The 17,380-nt window shown below is 63.7% G+C and carries 14 protein-coding genes; 4 read left to right on the top strand and 10 right to left on the bottom strand.

Going from position 1 to position 17,380, the window contains the following annotated elements; all coding sequences use genetic code 11:
* The first annotated feature begins 1 nt into the window (after position 1).
* Genes CR152_RS21085 through CR152_RS21075 form a run of 3 tightly spaced genes read left to right on the top strand, consistent with a single transcriptional unit; the run spans position 2 to position 4,477 of the window.
* Positions 2 to 2,020, top strand: a complete 2,019-nt coding sequence (locus CR152_RS21085) for a TonB-dependent receptor plug domain-containing protein (protein WP_229413490.1) — start codon at positions 2 to 4, stop codon at positions 2,018 to 2,020.
* Positions 2,010 to 2,555 (top strand): YfiR family protein, encoded by a 546-nt coding sequence (locus tag CR152_RS21080; RefSeq protein WP_099878095.1) that lies wholly within the window; start codon positions 2,010 to 2,012, stop codon positions 2,553 to 2,555. Before CR152_RS21085 ends, CR152_RS21080 begins: the two co-directional genes overlap by 11 nt.
* Entirely contained in the window at positions 2,552 to 4,477 is a 1,926-nt protein-coding gene (locus tag CR152_RS21075; protein WP_099878092.1) for a putative bifunctional diguanylate cyclase/phosphodiesterase, read from the top strand. Before CR152_RS21080 ends, CR152_RS21075 begins: the two co-directional genes overlap by 4 nt.
* A 7-nt stretch (positions 4,478 to 4,484) precedes the next feature.
* On the opposite strand, the gene CR152_RS21070 is transcribed toward CR152_RS21075, so the two are convergent.
* The 9 genes from CR152_RS21070 to CR152_RS21030 all read right to left on the bottom strand — a co-directional run bounded on the left by CR152_RS21070 (position 4,485) and on the right by CR152_RS21030 (position 14,801).
* Positions 4,485 to 6,146, bottom strand: coding sequence for a peptide chain release factor 3 (locus CR152_RS21070; protein ID WP_099878089.1), 1,662 nt, complete (start codon positions 6,144 to 6,146; stop codon positions 4,485 to 4,487).
* Positions 6,147 to 6,260: 114 nt separating this feature from the next.
* Positions 6,261 to 6,677 carry a type IV pilin protein gene (locus tag CR152_RS21065; protein WP_099882610.1) on the bottom strand — a complete coding sequence of 139 codons (417 nt, stop codon included), beginning with the start codon at positions 6,675 to 6,677 and terminating at the stop codon, positions 6,261 to 6,263.
* A complete protein-coding gene (locus CR152_RS21060) occupies positions 6,674 to 10,186 on the bottom strand; it encodes a pilus assembly protein (RefSeq protein WP_099878086.1) in 3,513 nt (1,170 codons plus the stop codon). Before CR152_RS21060 ends, CR152_RS21065 begins: the two co-directional genes overlap by 4 nt.
* A gap of 32 nt (positions 10,187 to 10,218) precedes the next feature.
* The gene (locus CR152_RS21055) at positions 10,219 to 10,725 is read right to left on the bottom strand and encodes a pilus assembly PilX family protein (RefSeq protein WP_167399931.1); all 507 of its coding nucleotides are present in this window, start codon (positions 10,723 to 10,725) and stop codon (positions 10,219 to 10,221) included.
* Positions 10,726 to 10,772: 47 nt separating this feature from the next.
* Entirely contained in the window at positions 10,773 to 11,600 is an 828-nt protein-coding gene (locus tag CR152_RS21050) for a PilW family protein (RefSeq protein WP_099882609.1), read from the bottom strand.
* A complete protein-coding gene (pilV, locus tag CR152_RS21045; RefSeq protein ID WP_099878080.1) occupies positions 11,597 to 12,040 on the bottom strand; it encodes a type IV pilus modification protein PilV in 444 nt (147 codons plus the stop codon). Before pilV ends, CR152_RS21050 begins: the two co-directional genes overlap by 4 nt.
* Positions 12,041 to 12,056: 16 nt before the next feature.
* A complete protein-coding gene (locus CR152_RS21040) occupies positions 12,057 to 12,644 on the bottom strand; it encodes a GspH/FimT family pseudopilin (RefSeq protein ID WP_099882607.1) in 588 nt (195 codons plus the stop codon).
* A 151-nt stretch (positions 12,645 to 12,795) separates the two neighbouring features.
* The gene (locus CR152_RS21035) at positions 12,796 to 14,139 is read right to left on the bottom strand and encodes a sensor histidine kinase (protein WP_099878077.1); all 1,344 of its coding nucleotides are present in this window, start codon (positions 14,137 to 14,139) and stop codon (positions 12,796 to 12,798) included.
* Positions 14,136 to 14,801, bottom strand: a complete 666-nt coding sequence (locus tag CR152_RS21030) for a response regulator transcription factor (RefSeq protein WP_054262952.1) — start codon at positions 14,799 to 14,801, stop codon at positions 14,136 to 14,138. The genes CR152_RS21035 and CR152_RS21030 overlap by 4 nt, the downstream gene beginning before the upstream one ends.
* Positions 14,802 to 15,121: 320 nt before the next feature.
* Between CR152_RS21030 and CR152_RS21025 the strand changes: the two genes are divergently transcribed.
* Positions 15,122 to 15,931, top strand: coding sequence for a Crp/Fnr family transcriptional regulator (locus CR152_RS21025; protein WP_099878075.1), 810 nt, complete (start codon positions 15,122 to 15,124; stop codon positions 15,929 to 15,931).
* Here the strand turns inward: CR152_RS21025 and CR152_RS21020 are convergent.
* Positions 15,831 to 17,363 (bottom strand): CHASE3 domain-containing protein, encoded by a 1,533-nt coding sequence (locus CR152_RS21020; RefSeq protein ID WP_099878072.1) that lies wholly within the window; start codon positions 17,361 to 17,363, stop codon positions 15,831 to 15,833. The genes CR152_RS21025 and CR152_RS21020 overlap by 101 nt on opposite strands.
* Positions 17,364 to 17,380 lie beyond the last annotated feature (17 nt).

Here is a 17,380-nt window from a genome sequence, read left to right as displayed (position 1 = left end):
TATGATGCCAGCGCCCACCCGTCCGATCCCGTTCCGCCTGCGGCGCCATGCCCGGGCATTTGCACGGGCACTGGCGCTGTCGATACTCGCCTGCGCGGGCGCGCGCGCGGGCGAGCCGCCCGACCTGACCACCCTGCCCCTCGAACAGCTGATGTCGATGGAGGTCTACAGCGCCTCCAAATTCATGCAGAAGTCGAGCCGCGCGCCCTCGTCGGTGACGGTCATCACCAAGGCCGACATCCGCCATTTCGGCTGGCGCACCCTGGCCGACGTGGCGCGCAGCGTGCGCGGGATGGTGGTCAGCTACGACCGCAACTACAGCTACCTCGGGCAGCGCGGCATCCTGCGCCCGGGCGACTTCAATACCCGCTTCCTGCTGCAGGTCGACGGCAACCGCATGAACGACGCGGTCTACGACCAGGCCCCGGTGGGCGCCGAATTCCCGCTCGACCTGGACCTGATCGAGCGCATCGAGTTCGTGCCGGGCCCCGGTTCGTCGATCTACGGCTCGAACGCCTTCATCGGCGTGATCAATGTGATCACCAAAACCCCGGGCGCGGTGGCGGGCACGCGCGCATCGCTCGAAGTCGGCCAGGACGGCGCGCGCCAGGCCGCCGCCAGCGTCGGCTGGCGCTCGCCCCAGGGCAGCGAGTACCTGATCGCCGCCAGCGCCCACCGCAGCGATGGCCGCGACCTGTACTTCCCCGAATTCGACACGCCCGCCCAGAACCACGGCGTGGCGAGCGGCCTCGATGACGAACGCGGGCAGCGCTTTTTCGCGCGCGCCACGCACGGCGCGGCCACCTTGAGCCTGATCCACGCGAACCGGGTCAAGGGCATCCCGACCGCGTCCTACAGCCAGAGCTTCAACGACCCGCGCACCGCCACCACCGACCGCCAGACCTATGTCAATGCGGCATGGCGCAGCGAGGCGGGCGCCGTCGAGCAGCTCAAGGCGCGCCTGTTCTGGGGCCAGTACGATTCCTTCGGCGATTACGTGGCCTCCGACCAAGCACGCACGCTCAGCCACGACGGCAGCAGCGCGCGCTGGTGGGGCATCGACGCGAGCGTGGTGAGCACGCGCCTGGCCGGGCACACCGTGCTGGCCGGGATCGACCTGCAGCGCGACTACCGCCTGCACCAGTACAGTTTCGACATCGCCCCGTTCCACAGCTACCTGGACGACCGGCGCAGCGCCCGGCGCGCCGGCCTGTATCTGCAGGACCAGGTGGCGCTGGGCGAGACCGTGCTGCTGAACCTGGGCCTGCGCTACGACCGTAACAGCGGCAGCGAGGGGGTATGGAGTCCGCGCGCCGCGCTGATCTGGAATCCGCTGGAGGCCACCACGGTCAAGGCGATCTACGGCAGCGCCTTCCGCTCGCCCAACAGCTTCGAAAAATTCTATGCCTTCCCCGGCGAAGGCGGCCAGACCGGCAACCCGGGCCTGCGCGAGGAACGGGTGCGCTCGGCCGAACTGGCGCTGGTGCAGGAGTTCGGCGAAAACGCGCGCGTGAGCGTGTCGGCGTTTCGCACCGCGCTGTCGAACCTGATCGCGCCGGTCGCACAGCAGGAGCTGGCCAGCGTGCGTTTCGACAATATCGGCCGCCTGGGCGCGCGCGGCGTGGAAATCGAATACGAACGCGGCACCCCGGGCGGCCTGACGCTGCGCACCAGCTACAGCGCGATCCGGGTCAGCGACGCGCTCGGGCAACCGGTCAACGCGCCGGCCGGCCTGGCCAAGCTCAATCTGTCCGCGCCGCTCGGCGCCGGCGGCTGGCGCGGCGCGCTCGAAGGCCAGTATGTGGGCGCGCGCCACGGCGTCTCGGGCACGGCCAGGCGCCATGTCGTGGTCAACGCCAACCTGATGCGCGCGCGCCTGCTGCCCAACCTCGAACTTTCGCTCGGCGTGACCAATCTGTTCGACCGCGCCTATGCCGATCCCGCCTCCATCGAACACCGCCAGCGCGTGATCGCGCAGGACGGGCGGCGCCTGCGCGCAAGGCTGGCGTATGCATTCTGAGCGCCGCCTCCCACGCGCGCGGCGCCTGTGCTGGCTGCTGCTGGCCGGCCTGGCTGCCGCTGCCGCTGCGGCGGCGCGCGCCGATCCGGTGCCGGAAGCGGCGATGAAGGCCGCCTTTATCTTCAATTTCACCGTGTTTGCCGAGTGGCCGCCGGAAGCGCTGGCGGGCGGCGCGCCGATCAGCGTGTGCGCCAACGCCGGCGGCGCGCTGTTCGCGTCGCTGAGCAAGCTGCACGACAAGGTCGTCAACGGCCACCGCATCGCGGTGCGCCATGCCGGCGCGCCGCTGCGCAGCTGCCATGTGCTGGTGGTCGAACGGATCGACCGCGAACGCTGGCGCGAGCTGCGGCGCGAGCTGGCCGGCTCGCCGGTGCTGACGGTGTCGGACGACCGCGTGGTCGGCCCGGATGGCGTGGTCATCGCCATGGCGCTGATGGATGAACGCATTGTGTTCGATGTCGACATGGCGCTGGCGCGCGCGGCCCGGCTGAACCTGAGCTCCAAATTGCTGCGTCTGGCCAGGAGCGTGCAATGAGCGCGCGCCCGGTGTTCATCGGCGCCCCGCGCCTGCTCGGCAGGAAGCTGGCGCTGACCACCATCCTGACGGCCGCCGCGGCGCTGTTCGTGGCCAGCCTGGCGCTGATCGTGTTCCAGTTCCTGTCGATGCGCGGCGTCCTGGCCGACGACCTGCGGGTGCAGGCCCAGATCGTGGGCAACAACAGCAGCGCGGCGCTGCTGTTCAACGATGTCAAGGCCGGCGAGGAAACGCTGGCCGGTCTCGCGGTCTCGCCCAGCGTGGGCAGCGCCAGCATTTTCGACGCGCGCGGCGTGCTGCTGGCGCACTACCAGCGCGGTACCGGACCCCAGCCGGGCGCGCCCGATGCCGCCCTGCTCGCTGCCGGCTACCGCTACGGCATCGACGTGGTGGAAGTGGCGCACGTGGTGCGCGTGAACCAGCAGCGGGTCGGCATGGTGCTGATCCGCGCCACCCTGGACCAGCTGTTCGCGCGCCTGCTCACGTACGCCGGCCTGACCCTGGCGGTGGCCCTGGGCTCGCTCGCGCTGGCGTATGCGATGGTGTCGTCGATGCGGCGCGCGGTGCGCCGCGCCGAGGACCACCTGCACCGCCTGGCGCATGTCGATTCGGTCACCAACCTGCCCAACCGCCACGAGTACAACGAGCGCCTGGCGTTCGCGCTCGAGCGCGCCGACCGGGCCGAGGGCGCGGGCGACGGGGTCGGCCTGCTCCTGCTCGACCTGGATAACTTCAAGGTGGTCAACGACACGCTCGGCCACGATTGCGGCGACCATCTGCTCAAACTGGTAGCCGCGCGCCTGGTGCAGACCTTGCGCGAGAATGACATCATCTGCCGCATCGGCGGCGACGAATTCGTGATCATCGTCGAGCCGCGCGAGCATGACCCCGGCCAGCCGGACGAAGTCGACGAAGTGGCGCGCAAGATCCTGGCCGCCCTGGCCGCGCCGTTCGAGGTGGAAGGACACCAGCTGTACGTGAGCGCCAGTATCGGCGTGAGCATGTATCCGCGCGACGCGGGCGACGCGCGCACGCTGATGCGCAGCGCCGACACGGCCATGTACCACGCCAAGGCCAGGGGCAAGAATGGCTTCGAAGCGTTCCAGCCGGCCATGGAGCAGCGCGCCCAGAAGCGCCTCAAGCTCGAAGCGAACCTGCGCCGCGCGCTCGACAAGGGCGAACTGGAACTGCACTACCAGCCGCAGATCGACGTGCGCAGCGGGCGCGTGGTGGGCGTGGAAGCGCTGGCGCGCTGGCACTGCCGCGAACTGGGCCACGTCAGCCCGGCCGAGTTCATTCCGGTGGCCGAGGAGACCGGGATCATCGTGGCGCTCGGCGGCTGGGTGCTGCAAACGGCTTGCCGCCAGGCGGCGGCGTGGCGCGACCAGGGCCTGCTCGACACGCTGGTGCACGTGGCGGTGAACCTGTCGGCGCGCCAGACCCGCGACGGCGCCCTGATGGACGAGATCCGCGCCATCCTCGACGAAACCGGCCTGCCGGCCAGCCTGCTGGAACTGGAAATCACCGAGGGGGTCCTGATGGAAAACGTGAACGCCAACCTGCACCTGCTGCATGGCTTGCAGGCGGCCGGCATCCATCTGTCGATCGACGATTTCGGCACCGGCTACTCGTCGATGTCGTACCTGAAGCGCTTCCCGATCGACCAATTGAAAATCGACCGCAGCTTTGTGCACGACGTGCCGGGCGACGGCGAGGCGATCGCCACGGCCATCATCGCCATGGCGCACAGCCTGCAGTTAAGCGTGGTGGCCGAAGGGGTGGAAACGCTGGCGCAGCTCGACTTCCTGCGCCAGGCGGGCTGCGACATCATGCAGGGATATTATTTTGCGAGACCCATGCCGGCCGCGCAGGTGACCGCGCTGCTGCGCGAGAAGCGCAGCAGCTGGGGCGAGCGGACCTAGACGCGGCTTAGGCCAGCTTGACCGCGTGCTCGCGGGTGGCGTGGAAGGTCAGCTTGGGCCAGCGCTCTTCGGTCAGGCGCAGGTTGACGTTCGAGGTCGCCAGGTAAGCCATGTTGCCGGCCGCATCATAGGCCACGTTGTGGCCCAGCGCCGACTCGAAGTCGGCCAGGATGCGCTTGTCTTCGCCGCTGACCCAGCGCGCGCTGCTGATGCTGGTGCCTTCGAACACGGCGTCGACCCCATACTCGTTGAGCAGGCGGCTGGCCACGACCTCGAACTGCAGCACCCCGACCGCGCCCAGTACCAGCTCGCCGCCCTGGACCGGCTTGAAGACCTGCACCGCGCCCTCTTCGCCCAGCTGCTGCAAGCCCTTGTGGAGCTGCTTGATCTTGAGCGGATTGCGGATGCGCACCGAGCGGAAGAAATCCGGCGCGAAGTACGGGATGCCGGTAAATTGCAGCATCTCGCCTTCCGAAAAGCTGTCGCCGATCTGCATGTTGCCGTGATTGGGCAAGCCGATGATGTCGCCGGCGTAGGCTTCCTCGACCTGTTCGCGCGAGGACGCCATGAAGGTGACCACCGACGAGACCTTGATCTCGCGTCCCAGGCGCAGGTGCTTGACCTTCATGCCGCGCTCGAAGCGCCCCGAGCAGACGCGCAAGAACGCGATGCGGTCGCGGTGGGCCGGGTCCATATTGGCCTGGATCTTGAAGACGAAACCGGAGAATGGCTGTTCAAAGGGTGCCACCACGCGCACCGTGGCTTCGCGTTCGCGCGGGGCCGGGGCCCAGTCGACCAGCGCCGAGAGGATTTCGCGCACGCCGAAGTTGTTGATCGCCGAACCGAAAAACACGGGGGTCTGCACGCCGGCCAGGAATTGCTCCAGGTCGAACGGATGCGAGGCGCCGTGCACCAGTTCCACTTCCATCTTGAGCTGTTCGATTTCGAGCGGGAACATGGCGGCCAGCTTGGGATTGTCGATGCCCTTGACGATCTCGAAGGCGCCGTCGGCCTTTTCCTCGCCGGCCTTGAACAGCATGATTTCATCGCGCAGCAGGTGGTACACGCCGCGGAAGTTCTTGCCCATGCCGATCGGCCAGGTCACCGGGGCGCACTGGATTTTCAGGACCGATTCGAGTTCGTCGAGCAGGTCGAGCGGATCGCGCGTTTCGCGATCCATCTTGTTCATGAAGGTGACGATCGGGGTACTGCGCATGCGGCACACGGCCAGCAGCTTGATGGTCTGCGCCTCCACGCCCTTGGCCGCGTCGATCACCATCAGGGCCGAGTCGACGGCGGTGAGCACGCGGTAGGTGTCTTCCGAGAAGTCCTGGTGGCCGGGGGTGTCGAGCAGGTTGATGACGTGGTCGCGGTGCTCGAACTGCATCACCGAGCTGGCCACGGAAATGCCGCGCTGCTTTTCGATTTCCATCCAGTCGGAGGTGGCGTGGCGGCCGCTCTTGCGGGCCTTGACCGTGCCGGCCATCTGGATCGCGCCCGAAAACAGCAACAGCTTTTCGGTCAGCGTGGTCTTGCCTGCGTCGGGGTGGGAAATGATGCCGAAGGTACGGCGGCGTGCAACTTCGCGGGCAATCGCCGCGGGGGCGACCGTCGCGCTGGACGCGGGAATATCTGAATCGGGAAGGGAAGTATCGGTATCGTTGGCCATATTCTCAGCCATAACATGGCCTCGCACAAAACCGTCGATTTTACCGATACTTGCCCTGCTCGTGTGAACTGATTCGGGCGCGGCGGGGAGCCGCGCCCGGGTAATGCTACTTGCTTACCAGCAGTCGGTCGGCTTGGCCGCGGTCTGCGCCCCGGTGTTGCTCAGGGACAAAACGCCACATTCATCATCCGCCTGGGCCGCGATCGGGGTGGCCTTCAGCAAGAAGGTCGTTCCATCGCCAGAAATTTCCTTGGTGATGTTATACCGGACCGCTCCCGCACCCACATGCTTGGGCGAAGTCGCTGAAGACAGCCCGCCGCCCGTGTAGGAGAACTTGTCGGTAGCGTATTTCTCGAGAAACTGCGCATTCTCGAGCAACACGCCCTTCGCGACCGAACGCTGGCCCTTCTGGACGCTCTGCTTGTACATCGGAAGAGCGACCGCGGACAGAACCCCGATGATGGCAACGGTGACCAGCAATTCCACCAGGGTGAAGCCGCCGGCTGGCCGATTCAAATTAACTCGATTCATCGCAGCTCCCGCCAGTTAATACGGCCTAGTACTGCCGACTCTTTACACGTGCCGTCGGTGAAGGTCCCCGCGCATTTTTTGCAGGCATCCCCGACACAAGGCTCGCAAGTAGGCCCGGTACAAACAGGAGGCGGCGGCACGCTCGAACCAGGGCCATTGACGGCGCCACCGGTAACGATACCAGTCGTCGTGCTGCCCGACGAGGCCGGCCAGCTGATCTTGACCGTGGTCTCGATCACATACCCGCCACTTGCGAGGTCGGTGTATTTGATGGTCGTCGTGGTCGTGCTGCCATCCGGATTGGTGACCGTCACTGGCGGCGGATTGGTCGCCGGTTTGGTCGGCAGCGCCGGGTCGCCAGCACCAGGGATGAATTTACCCTGCGGATCTTGGGCGCCAACTGCGGGCACACCTTGCTTGGCAGTCGAGGCCTTGTTATCCGGCGCAGCGGCCATCGTCCAGGCAGCGTCGCCCATGCACAAGTTGGTCGGATGGTGCCAGTAAATCAGATACTCGGCAATCAGCTTATCCTTCAGTTTCGACGTCACCAGGCGGTAGCCCAGGTCCGGCCGGTTCGGCACATTGAGCTGGATGTCGCTCTGGACGATATCGTCGCGTACCACCTGAACGGTCAGCGAGCCGTTGCGCCACTCGCCTTTTGGTCCGAGTTGAGAATAACCACTGACAACGCCAGCGCATTGCGGTTTGATCGGATGCACACCGTTACGCACCTGACCGTTGTTAGCCCAGTCGCGGGCAACGAACGCATCAAGCGGCATGTACACCTTCAAGTCCTTGATGTTATTCATTTTGTACGCAGGCAAAGTGGAAACCTGCAAGCCGCTCTGGGTCTGATAACCCACGACACTGCCGTCGAACGTGCCACCCGTGCCGGTACCGTCCGAGCCGTCGATCGCCAGCTTGATGGCGGGCGAATACGCCTGGTTGGCAACCAGTACCTTGAAACGCGTGTTCGGAATGATGTCCGTGCTCGTCTGGGTCGTGGTCCACGTACTGACAACGTTGCGCTCGTAATATTCCCACGTGTTCTTGCTGCTGTTAATCAGCTTCACCTTATCGAGCTCGTACGATGAACGCGTCGTCTTGTAGGTGACCTGCGCCTCATAGGTGACAGAACCGTCGGCCGCAACCGTCGTCTTCGGGTAACCGGCAACTGGCATGCGCGGCCCCTCACTAAAATTACTGTACGCGGATGGCTGTCCCTTGGAGTTCTTGTAGACCCAGGCACTGGTCGAGCTCACGACGGCGCTGGCCGGACCGGTGTTGGTATTGATGAACGTCGGCAGGTTCGGCACGTAGGCTTCCGCGGTGCTCGATACGGTCGGCGCAAGGCGCTGCTCATCCTGGCTCGGATGCAGCATGTTCAAGCCCAGCACGTCATAAATATCGTCATATTCGTGGACGTGAATATAGTTTTGATTAGCAACATCACCCGACGTCGCTTCGCGCCCGAACGCATACGTACCGCTGTTAGAGGCCGGGCCGCCAAAATAGCCCACTTGCGTTGCTCCACCGCATTTGTTGTAGCAGAAGATATCGGTGTCGAAGTGACCGCCGGCAACGCCGCGTTCACCGCCAACCGTGGCCGTGCTCACAGTCGTGACATCCGGTTTAACCGCATCGTTCTGGTCGAAATTGGACTGGAACACATCCACGCCGCCGGCCGACAGGCCAACGAGCTGGGAACGCACGCCGCCACCCATATTGCGGCCTACCGGCACGTACGTTTTTCCGGCGGTATCCTTGACCATGTCATCGGTGTTGAATTTCGCATCCATGTTCAGATCGAAAATGACTTCGCCCGTACTGGCGCCATTGAGCCAGTTCAGTTGCATCCACCAGTTTTCGCCAGGTGGCTTGGCAGTCGTGTTGACCGTCGGATTGGTGGTGAAGAACTGAAACACGTCGCCGGTGATGAAAATACCATCGCCGACCACACGTTCACCCTCCGCCAGAGCGACCTTCCAGCCGCGATGTGTCACCCAGTTCATTGGTTCGTTGCTCGCACTGCGAACCTTGATCAAACCGGCTGGCGAGGTGAAGTCATGCGGGGTGAGCGTTTGCGTGATCAGGCCCTGGGTGGTGGGAGAGATATCGCGGATGCCGTACGCATAGTGCGTAGTTTTGTCCTTCATGTCGTCCGGAATGAGCATACGACCGGTTACGAAAGCAACCAGCACGCCGCCGTTCGGGTGGCTGGCCAGACCAGGGGCCGAGGTAATGGCGCGCTGCTCGTTGGTGTCTTCACGCTTGAACACCTGGACCGGCGAAGAGCCCAGATCGTTCAGATTGAATTTCCACATATTGCCGTCGATGTCGCCGGCGTAAGCGGTGTCCTTCACGCCATCTTCATCCGCATCCCACAGCGAGGGCGAGGACAGGCCGTTCGGCGTGGCCGCGGAGCCGCCCGGAGTGGCGTACTCCTTGATCAGCGCCCCGGTCTGTGCATCGATGACATACAGGGAGGCACCGCCGTTACCACTATTTTTGTAGCCATTACCCATCACCAGGGCATCGTAAAACGTGTCCGGATCGGTTGCCGCAGACTTCTTCTTCAACAGCCTGGTCAATACCGGGGCGCCGTAGGTATAGCCCAGATTGGCATAACCGTTCGAGTTTTCGGTGATTTCCCACAGGACTTTGGTAGCGGCCGTGGCCTCGGTGCCGGTGGCGCCGTTGCTCACGTCCAGGCCGAATACGGCTTTGCCGCCGCCGCCGAGGGTGCCGACGAGAATGGTCTTGGTGCCGAACTTGCGGATATCGAGCCGTCCGTCCACCGTGTATTTCGGTACGCCGCCAGTCTTTTTGAGCGCATCCCCCAGCGCCGGTATAACGGCCCGGGGAACGTAGGCAAACCGTTCGTTGCCGGTGACCGCATCGATGGCATGCATCATGCCGTCGTTGGCGCCGACATATACGGTTTCATTACCGCTCGCGTCTTTCGAGTAGACCGGTGTCGAGTGGATGATGGTGCCGAGCGAACTGACACGCTTGCGGTAGGTGGTGCCCTCGCCGGCTTTCACGCCACGCAGATAGTCCACGATCGGCGAGGCGACACTGCTCGCGTTGGCCGCGGTCGTGGGATCGATCAGCAGGCGCTGGGCAGGCGACAATTTGGCCCAGGTAAATGGAATACCTGCGGGAATGGCTGCGTCGCTCAAGGTGACGATGTTGCGCGTCCCGGCTGTTACCTGGGCGGCGATCTTGGCGTCGGCACCGCCGACCCAGTTATCCACGGTACCGATCGCGCCGTTGCTGCTGATCGGAAACGAATGCAAATCGCCGCCCAAGGTGGCCGCGTTGTAATCGATGGCGAACATGCGTGCCGTGCCGTCGGCAACATTGGTACTGGATGCGACAGGTTGCCCGATGTAGCCGATAGGCTGTTGATCCGGGTCGAACGAGGCCGCAGTCATGGCGGTGACCAGGGCTGCCGTGGCGAGGCCGATCAGGCCCGCCCCGGCAGCAATTTTTGTTTTCAGTTGCATGAGTCTTCTCCCGCAGGGTGATGGTTGCAGTACTAGTCGCAAATTTCGGTGAACGCCCGGAAGCGCACGGTGGTCTGTACAAAGGCAGTAGCGCCGGCGTTACCGACGCCGCGCGCGGTGATTCGGGCAACGCCCGGGTCACATTGCGCGGAACTGCCTGTCTTGATAGGTGCTTTGATAATTTCGATAACGTAACGAGGCTGCGTGGCGGTGCCGGCAATGTGGAGCGCGGGCGCGGAAAACTGACGCGTCAGCGCGGCGTTTGCCCAGTCCAGGGTTTGCCAGGTCGCCGAGGCGACCGGCTTGTGGCACAAGCCGTTGGTGCACTTGGGCGAAAACGCCGAACTCTCGTAAGGATCGAACGGAGCCTTGTTGAATGAAAAGGCCTCGGCATCACGCAGGATCGCTTCGGCCGCTTCACGCGCCGTTTGCTGATCGCGCGCATTGCGGGCCATGCGTTCTTCGAGCGTGCCGCTACGCACCAGGGCGAGGACGAACATCGTCAGCACCAGCAAAAAGACCAGGCCGGTTACCAGCACGGCGCCCGACTGCGTGTCCCGTGGACGGAAAAAAGTAGAGTGAGACATTATGGATTGAACCTCGCCCGGTTGCGTACGTTGAAAGTGGAAGTGACGACCCGGCGCAGGTGGCCATCGCTGGTGCTGACCTCCGCATCGTTGAACAAAACTTTTTGGGTACCGACGGCCACGCCTTTGGACGGTCCGCGCAGCAACAGACTGACGCGGACAGCAGTCACGTTCGGCAACTCCGTCGCACTCGGATTGGCAACATAATCGGTGACCGTTTCGTTGCCGCTGCCAATGCCGTAGCTGACCTTCATCCGTTCGACATTGTCGGCAACGACCACGCCGGCGCCGGGGGCGGCCAGATTATCGTTGGCATAGCACATCAGCTTGCCGTTGACGACCTTGAACTGATACACGATCAGATTGAGGTTGGGCGTCTTCGCGCCGGTCGTCGCATTCGGGGCATTGTTCGCGACGACCAGATTTCCTTCGCAGTTGCGCTCGCTACCCGCCATTTTATTCGGCAACGCCGGCGGCACGGCCACATCGACGATCCAGTTCGGATCGTGGCGCACGATCAGGGTATCGGAATCGGCACCGACTTGCGCCGTGATCGGATCGCCTTCCATCGCCAGGTCATCCATGTTGAGGCGGTAGCCAGCCTGGCGCACTGCCATGCCGACCACGTCAAGCGCATTGCGGGTGCTTTCCTGAAGGCGAACAATATCGGTCTGGGCGGTGTTCATTTGCTTCGAGCCAATGAACATATAACCCACCCCTCCCAGCAAGACCAGGCCGACGGTCATGGCCACCAGCACCTCGATCAGGCTCAGGCCCTGTTGTTTGCTCGCGCCGAGATAGCGCGATGCTGTCGGACGAACTGTCATAACCGGGTCTCCAGAACAAAGCGTTGCTTGGCCAGGCCGAAAGTCGAATTGTCGCCCGAGGAGCGGGAATCGTCCCACTGGATGGTGACGATGACGTTGCCGGCTGCGTTGAAAGCGATACCACCCTTGCCGTCCTTGACCGCACTGGCAAGGGCAAGGCGCCATTGCCTGATGTCACGCTCGCCCACGGTCGCGTCCGCCGTGGGCGTAGTTGCATCAACGTCGATGACGTAGGGCGCGCCCGCTTGGGCGACGGTGCGGTTGGCGCGCATGCGGTCGATGATGTCATTGGCGAAAATAGTCGCCTGACCGCGCGAGTAAGCGCTGTGGCTGTTTTTAAAATTCGTGATGATGAGCCCGGCAATGCCGAGCAAGCCGAAACTGATCACAAGCATGGTGATCAGTACTTCCAGCATCGAAAATCCTCGTTGACGTCGCATTTCTACTTCTCCTCTTTTAGCTTGGATCTACGCAATTTGATGAAGGGGCGACGATGGCCGCCCCGACATAGCCGGTGCCTGCAGTCAGTGCGATTTTCCTGCGCTTGGTCGTTACCGTCTTTCCGCAAAGGTAGAATTCGCCGACGTGCGATACCGCCTCCTGGAACCTGGGCTGGCCGGTGCTGGTATATGACACGTAATGGATGACATTGCCGGTCGCCTTGGCCTGGCCCCGCCCCGAAAACGCCGACTGCGCCACGAGCACGGTTTCACCGGTATCGACCGTGCCGATGGCACCGCCAATATTGTCGTCGACAAACACGATCCAGCCGATGCGCCAGTCGCCCGGTGCCAGGGTTTGACAGCTGGTGCCATTGTCGCTGCGGCACATGGTCACACGCTTGCCGCGCTTGGTCGCTTCGGAGCGCGTGTAATTGAGGGCGTTGAGCACCAGATCCGATTGGGTCGACACTGCCCCGTCCTCGGCGAACTGGGTCAGCATCGGAAACCCGATGGCGCTGGCCACGCCAACGATGGACAGCGTGATCAAGAGCTCGGTGAGCGAAAAGCCGCGTGCCCTGTCTTGTTTTGCAGATAACATCATCCTGCACCTTTGAAGTAAATAGCCGGGACGGAGTGTCCCTGTTGTTGCTAATTATAAAGACCGAAGCTTGCATTACACTGAGGAAAGGCTGACAGAATGCTGACAAGGCGAAGTAAACCGCCTTTTGGCGAGGTAAATACGACAATAGTGCTCAGCAGGCGGGGAACCTGACTGTAAATTGCACGCCGGCGCCGCCGGGGCCGTTGCCGATCTCGACCGTGGCGCCGTGCGCCTGGGCGATATCGCGCACGATCGCCAGGCCCAGGCCGCTGCCGGGAATCTTGTCGTCCAGCCGCACGAAGCGCTGGAATACCGTCGCCCGCTGATGGGGCGGGATGCCGGGGCCGGAGTCTTCCACGATCAAGACCCCGCACTTGCCTTCCCGATAACAGCGCACCGTCACCGTTCCCGCATCCGGGGTGTAGCGCACGGCATTGTCGATCAGGTTATCGATCAGGTCGCGCAGCAGGAAGCTGTCGCCGCTGACCCGGGTCGGCAGCAGCTCGAAGCCGATATCGATGCGCTTCTTGCCCGCTTCATCGACGAAATACTGGATCACCTGCTCGATCAGGACCGACAGGTCGAGCCGTTCGAGGCGGGTTTTTTCGAAGCGCGCCGGCTCGGCGCGCGCCAGGGCCAGCAACTGGTTGGTCTGGCGAATCATGCGCTCGTTCGAGAGCAGCATCAGGCGCACCGACTGCGCGGTGTCGGGGTCGGCCTGGTGGCGCGCGCCCAGCCATTCGAGCTGGAGCTTGAGCCCGGCCAGCGGGGTGCGCAGCTGGTGCGCGACGTCGGCCAGGAAATCGTGCTGGGCGCGGGCCCCGGTCTGCACCTTGTCGAGCAGCTCGTTGAAGGCATTGACGACCGGACTGAGCTCATCGGGAATGGCGGCGCCGTCGATGGGCGCGAGCTCGTTGCCCTCGCGCGCAAGCAGGTTAGCGCGCATGCGCGCCAGCGGTTGCAGGCCGTTGGTGACCGAAAACCAGATCAGCCCAACCAGCGCCACGGTAAACAGCGACTCGACCAGCATCAGCGCGCGCACCGTGGCCGAGCGGATCTGCTTGCGCTTGCGCAAGGTCTTGGCCACGCCGATGCGGATTTTCTCGCCACCGGCGAGCACCATGCGGCTCGTTACCCGCACCGGCTCGCCGCGGATGGTGTCGTCGTAGGCCTGGCTGCTGGGCGCGGCCAGTGCCGGAAAGTCGCTGTCGCCGGCCAGCGCATTGCCATCGGCGCCGCGCACGATGAAGTACAGGACATCGGCATCGTCGGCGCGCAGCACTTGCTCGGCCTGGCGCGGCAGATCGATCTCGGCGCGGCCATTGCCGGGACGCAGGCGCGCCGCCAGCGCACCGGCGGCGTCGGCCAGGCTCTGGTCGAACGCCAGCTGGGCCGGAATCCAGGCCAGCATGTAGGTCAGCGCGGCGCCCGCCAGGTTGATCAGCAAAATCGGCACGATCAGCCATTTGAGCAGGCGCAGCCGGATACTGATCATGGATGCTGTTCGAGCATGTAGCCAAAGCCGCGGATGGTACGGATGCTGATGCCGGCGTCGGCGATCTTCAGGCGCAGGCGCGAAATGTAGACTTCGACCGCGTTCAGGGTCAGGTCTTCGCCCCAGGGCAGGATGGCGTCGATGATCTGCTGCTTGGACACCACGCGCGCGCCGTGCTGCAGCAGGTATTCGAGCACGGCCCACTCGCGCACCGACAGGTCGATCACGCGCTCGTCGATGCGGGCGCGCTTGGTGTAGGTGTCGAGCGTGAGGCGTCCCAGCGACAGGCTGACCGGCTTGGGCGTATTGCGCCGCGCCAGGGCCTTGATGCGCGCCACCAGCTCCGGCGTGGCGAAGGGCTTGACCAGGTAATCGTCGGCGCCCAGCTCGAGCCCGCGCACCCGGTCTTCGATGGCGTCGCGCGCGGTCAGCAGCAGGACCGGCACGTTGCTGCCACGTGCGCGCAGGCGCCGCACCACCTCGAAGCCATCGATGCCGGGCAGGCCGATATCGAGCACCACCACCGCCACCTCGGCGCGCTGCAGCACCTGGTCGGCCTGGGTGCCGCTGCCGACCACGTCGACCACCATCCCGTGGCCCTGCAGCAGGCGGGTCAGGCCATCGGCCAGCACGGCATCGTCTTCGACCAGTAATACGTGCATGCGCGCGGCTCTCATTAAGTTGCGATATTCACATTATGAGGCATGGCAGGGGCATTCCCAAGCCTTGCCGTAGGCCAAAATCGTGGTTTTGTGCAGGTTCTGTGCGTTCACCCACCTTAAAGTGTGAGTAAAAAGACAATTTATTGCGATTTCCCCCAGTAGGACTGGGCCCACAAGGATTTATGCATTGAACCTACATGGGGGCGACTACCAGTCTTATGTTCGCCAACAGACGGAAGCCTTACTGTTCGTACATCGCGATTCGCTGCAAGTCCAGGTGAAGCGCCCTTGAAGATAGTCTCAGATAGTGAGGAATAAAAATGAACAACACTCAACTTGGTGGTACCGCCCAGAATACATCGCCGGTCGCCCAGATTCCTGCCAGTGCGCAAGAGTTAAAAGTTGCTTCCCGCCCCGTTGTCAGCTTTAGCGGTACCCAGCAGAATGAATTGCTGGCCGCCCTTCCCCGTCACGATCTCGAGACCCTGTTCGAACACCTGGAACTCGTGACCCTGCCTTTTGGCAAAGAACTGTTTGAATACGGCAGCAAGCTGGAAAACGTCTACTTCCCGACCACGGCCATCGTGTCGCTGCTGTACGTGATGGAAGATGGCGCCACCACCGAGATCGCCGTGGTCGGGCATGAGGGCGTGGTCGGCATGTCGCTGTTCATGGGCGAACGCGCCATGTGCAGCGCCGTGGTCCAGAGCGCCGGCTACGGCTACCGCCTCAAGACCCAGTACCTGCGCGACGCCTTCAACCAGGGCGGCGCCCTGCCCCAGCTCTTGATGCGCTACACCAATGCCCTGTTCGCCCAGATGGCCCAGAACGCTGTCGGCGGGCGCCACAGCTCGATCGAACAGAAGCTGTGCCGCTGGCTGCTCGACCGCCTCGACCGTTCGGCATCGAACGAATTGAAAGTGACCCAGGAACTCATTTCCATCATGCTGGGCGTGCGCCGCGAAAGCATCACGGCCGCCGCCGGCAAGCTGCAGGATGACGGCCTGATTCAATACCGCCGCGGCAATATCACGGTGATCGACCGCCAGGGCCTGGAGGAGTACGCCGGCGAATGCTATAAGGTCGCGAAGACGGAATACGATCGCCTTCTGATGGATGTAGCCCGCTAAACGGCAGGCTCGCCGGTTGTTCCGGCGCCGCCTCGCCGCTGTCCGCGCCGTCGGCGGCGCGCGACAGGGGAATGAATGCTTCGACGCAGGTTCCCACCTCATTGACTCCCCGCTTCACCCGCAAACTTCCCCCCAGCAGCAAGGCGCGTTCGCGCATCCCCAGCAAACCGTGCGACTTGGGCTTGGCCACGGCGTCGCTGTCGATGCCGACGCCATCGTCGCTCACTTCCAGCGACAAGCCACCCGCTTCACGGCCCAGGTGCACGATCACGTGGCGCGCGCGGGCATACTTGGCGATGTTGTTGAGCGACTCCTGCACGATGCGAAACACGGCAATCGCATGCATGGGGCCGGCAACATCGACGTCGCCATCGATCAGGGCTTCGCAATCGAGCCCGGCGACCCGGCCGAACTCCTCGCAATAGCTTTGCACGGCGGCGGACAAGCCCAGGTGGTCGAGCAGGCTGGGGCGCAGGTCTTCGACGATGCGGCGCTTCAGTTCCACCGTGTCGACCAGGGTCGCGCGCGCACGGTCGAGCATCAGGGCCAGTTCGGGCCGCTCCGCGCGCAGGGCGTCCGCCACGGCATTCATGTCGATATTGATGGAGGTGAGGTTGGCGCCGAGTTCGTCGTGCAGTTCGCGCGCCAGGCGCGCCTTTTCCTCTTCGCTCACGCTGATCAGGTGGCGCGAGAGCACCGATAACTGTTCGGTGCGCAGCGCCACCATCGACTCGAGGTTATCGTTGGCGTTTTCCAGGGCGCGCTGGGTCATGTCGCGGGCGAAATAGCTGCGCCGGATCAGGCGGTAGAACAAGGCCAGCACCAGGATCGCCATGGCATTGATGGTGATGCCCAAAAACACGGCGTGCCGGTACTGGCGGTAAAAGGTGGCGCTGCGCGCGGACAGCAATTCGTTCTGTTCCTGCACCAGGATGACCACCTGCAGGCGGATTTCATCCATCTCGGCCTTGCTGTCGGACGAACCGGCAATCTTGAGAATGTCGTCCAGCCCGCCCTGACGGTAGACATCGAGCACCTGGTTCATGGTGTCGAGCCTGCGGTAGACCAGGGTATGCAGCTGGGCCAGGTTGCGGCGCTGGGAAGGACTGTCGGCCAGCAAGCGTTCCAGTTCGGCGAACTGGGCATCGATCTCGGACGAGGCCGTGCGCAGCGGTCCCAGGTAGACTTCGGAACCGGACAGGAAATAGCCGCGCAGGCTGCTTTCCGCATCCATGATCAGCACGTTCACATACTGGACCTTGTCGATCACCTTGGCGGTCTGGCCCTGGATCTCGTTGGCGCCCTTGAGCGAACCGAGGTTGTGGAACAGGCTGACGCCGTTAATAATCAGGATCAGCACGCACGTCAGGCACACCACCGTCTTGTAGAAGGGCAACCCGGTTGTCACGGGTGGGTCGGTGGAAAAATACATCCTGAAAATCCTTTTGC

This window comes from Massilia violaceinigra (assembly GCF_002752675.1).
GTDB lineage: Bacteria > Pseudomonadota > Gammaproteobacteria > Burkholderiales > Burkholderiaceae_D > Telluria_A > Telluria_A violaceinigra.
Note: the sequence above shows the minus strand (reverse complement) of the source record. Positions and strands in the feature narration are given on the sequence as shown.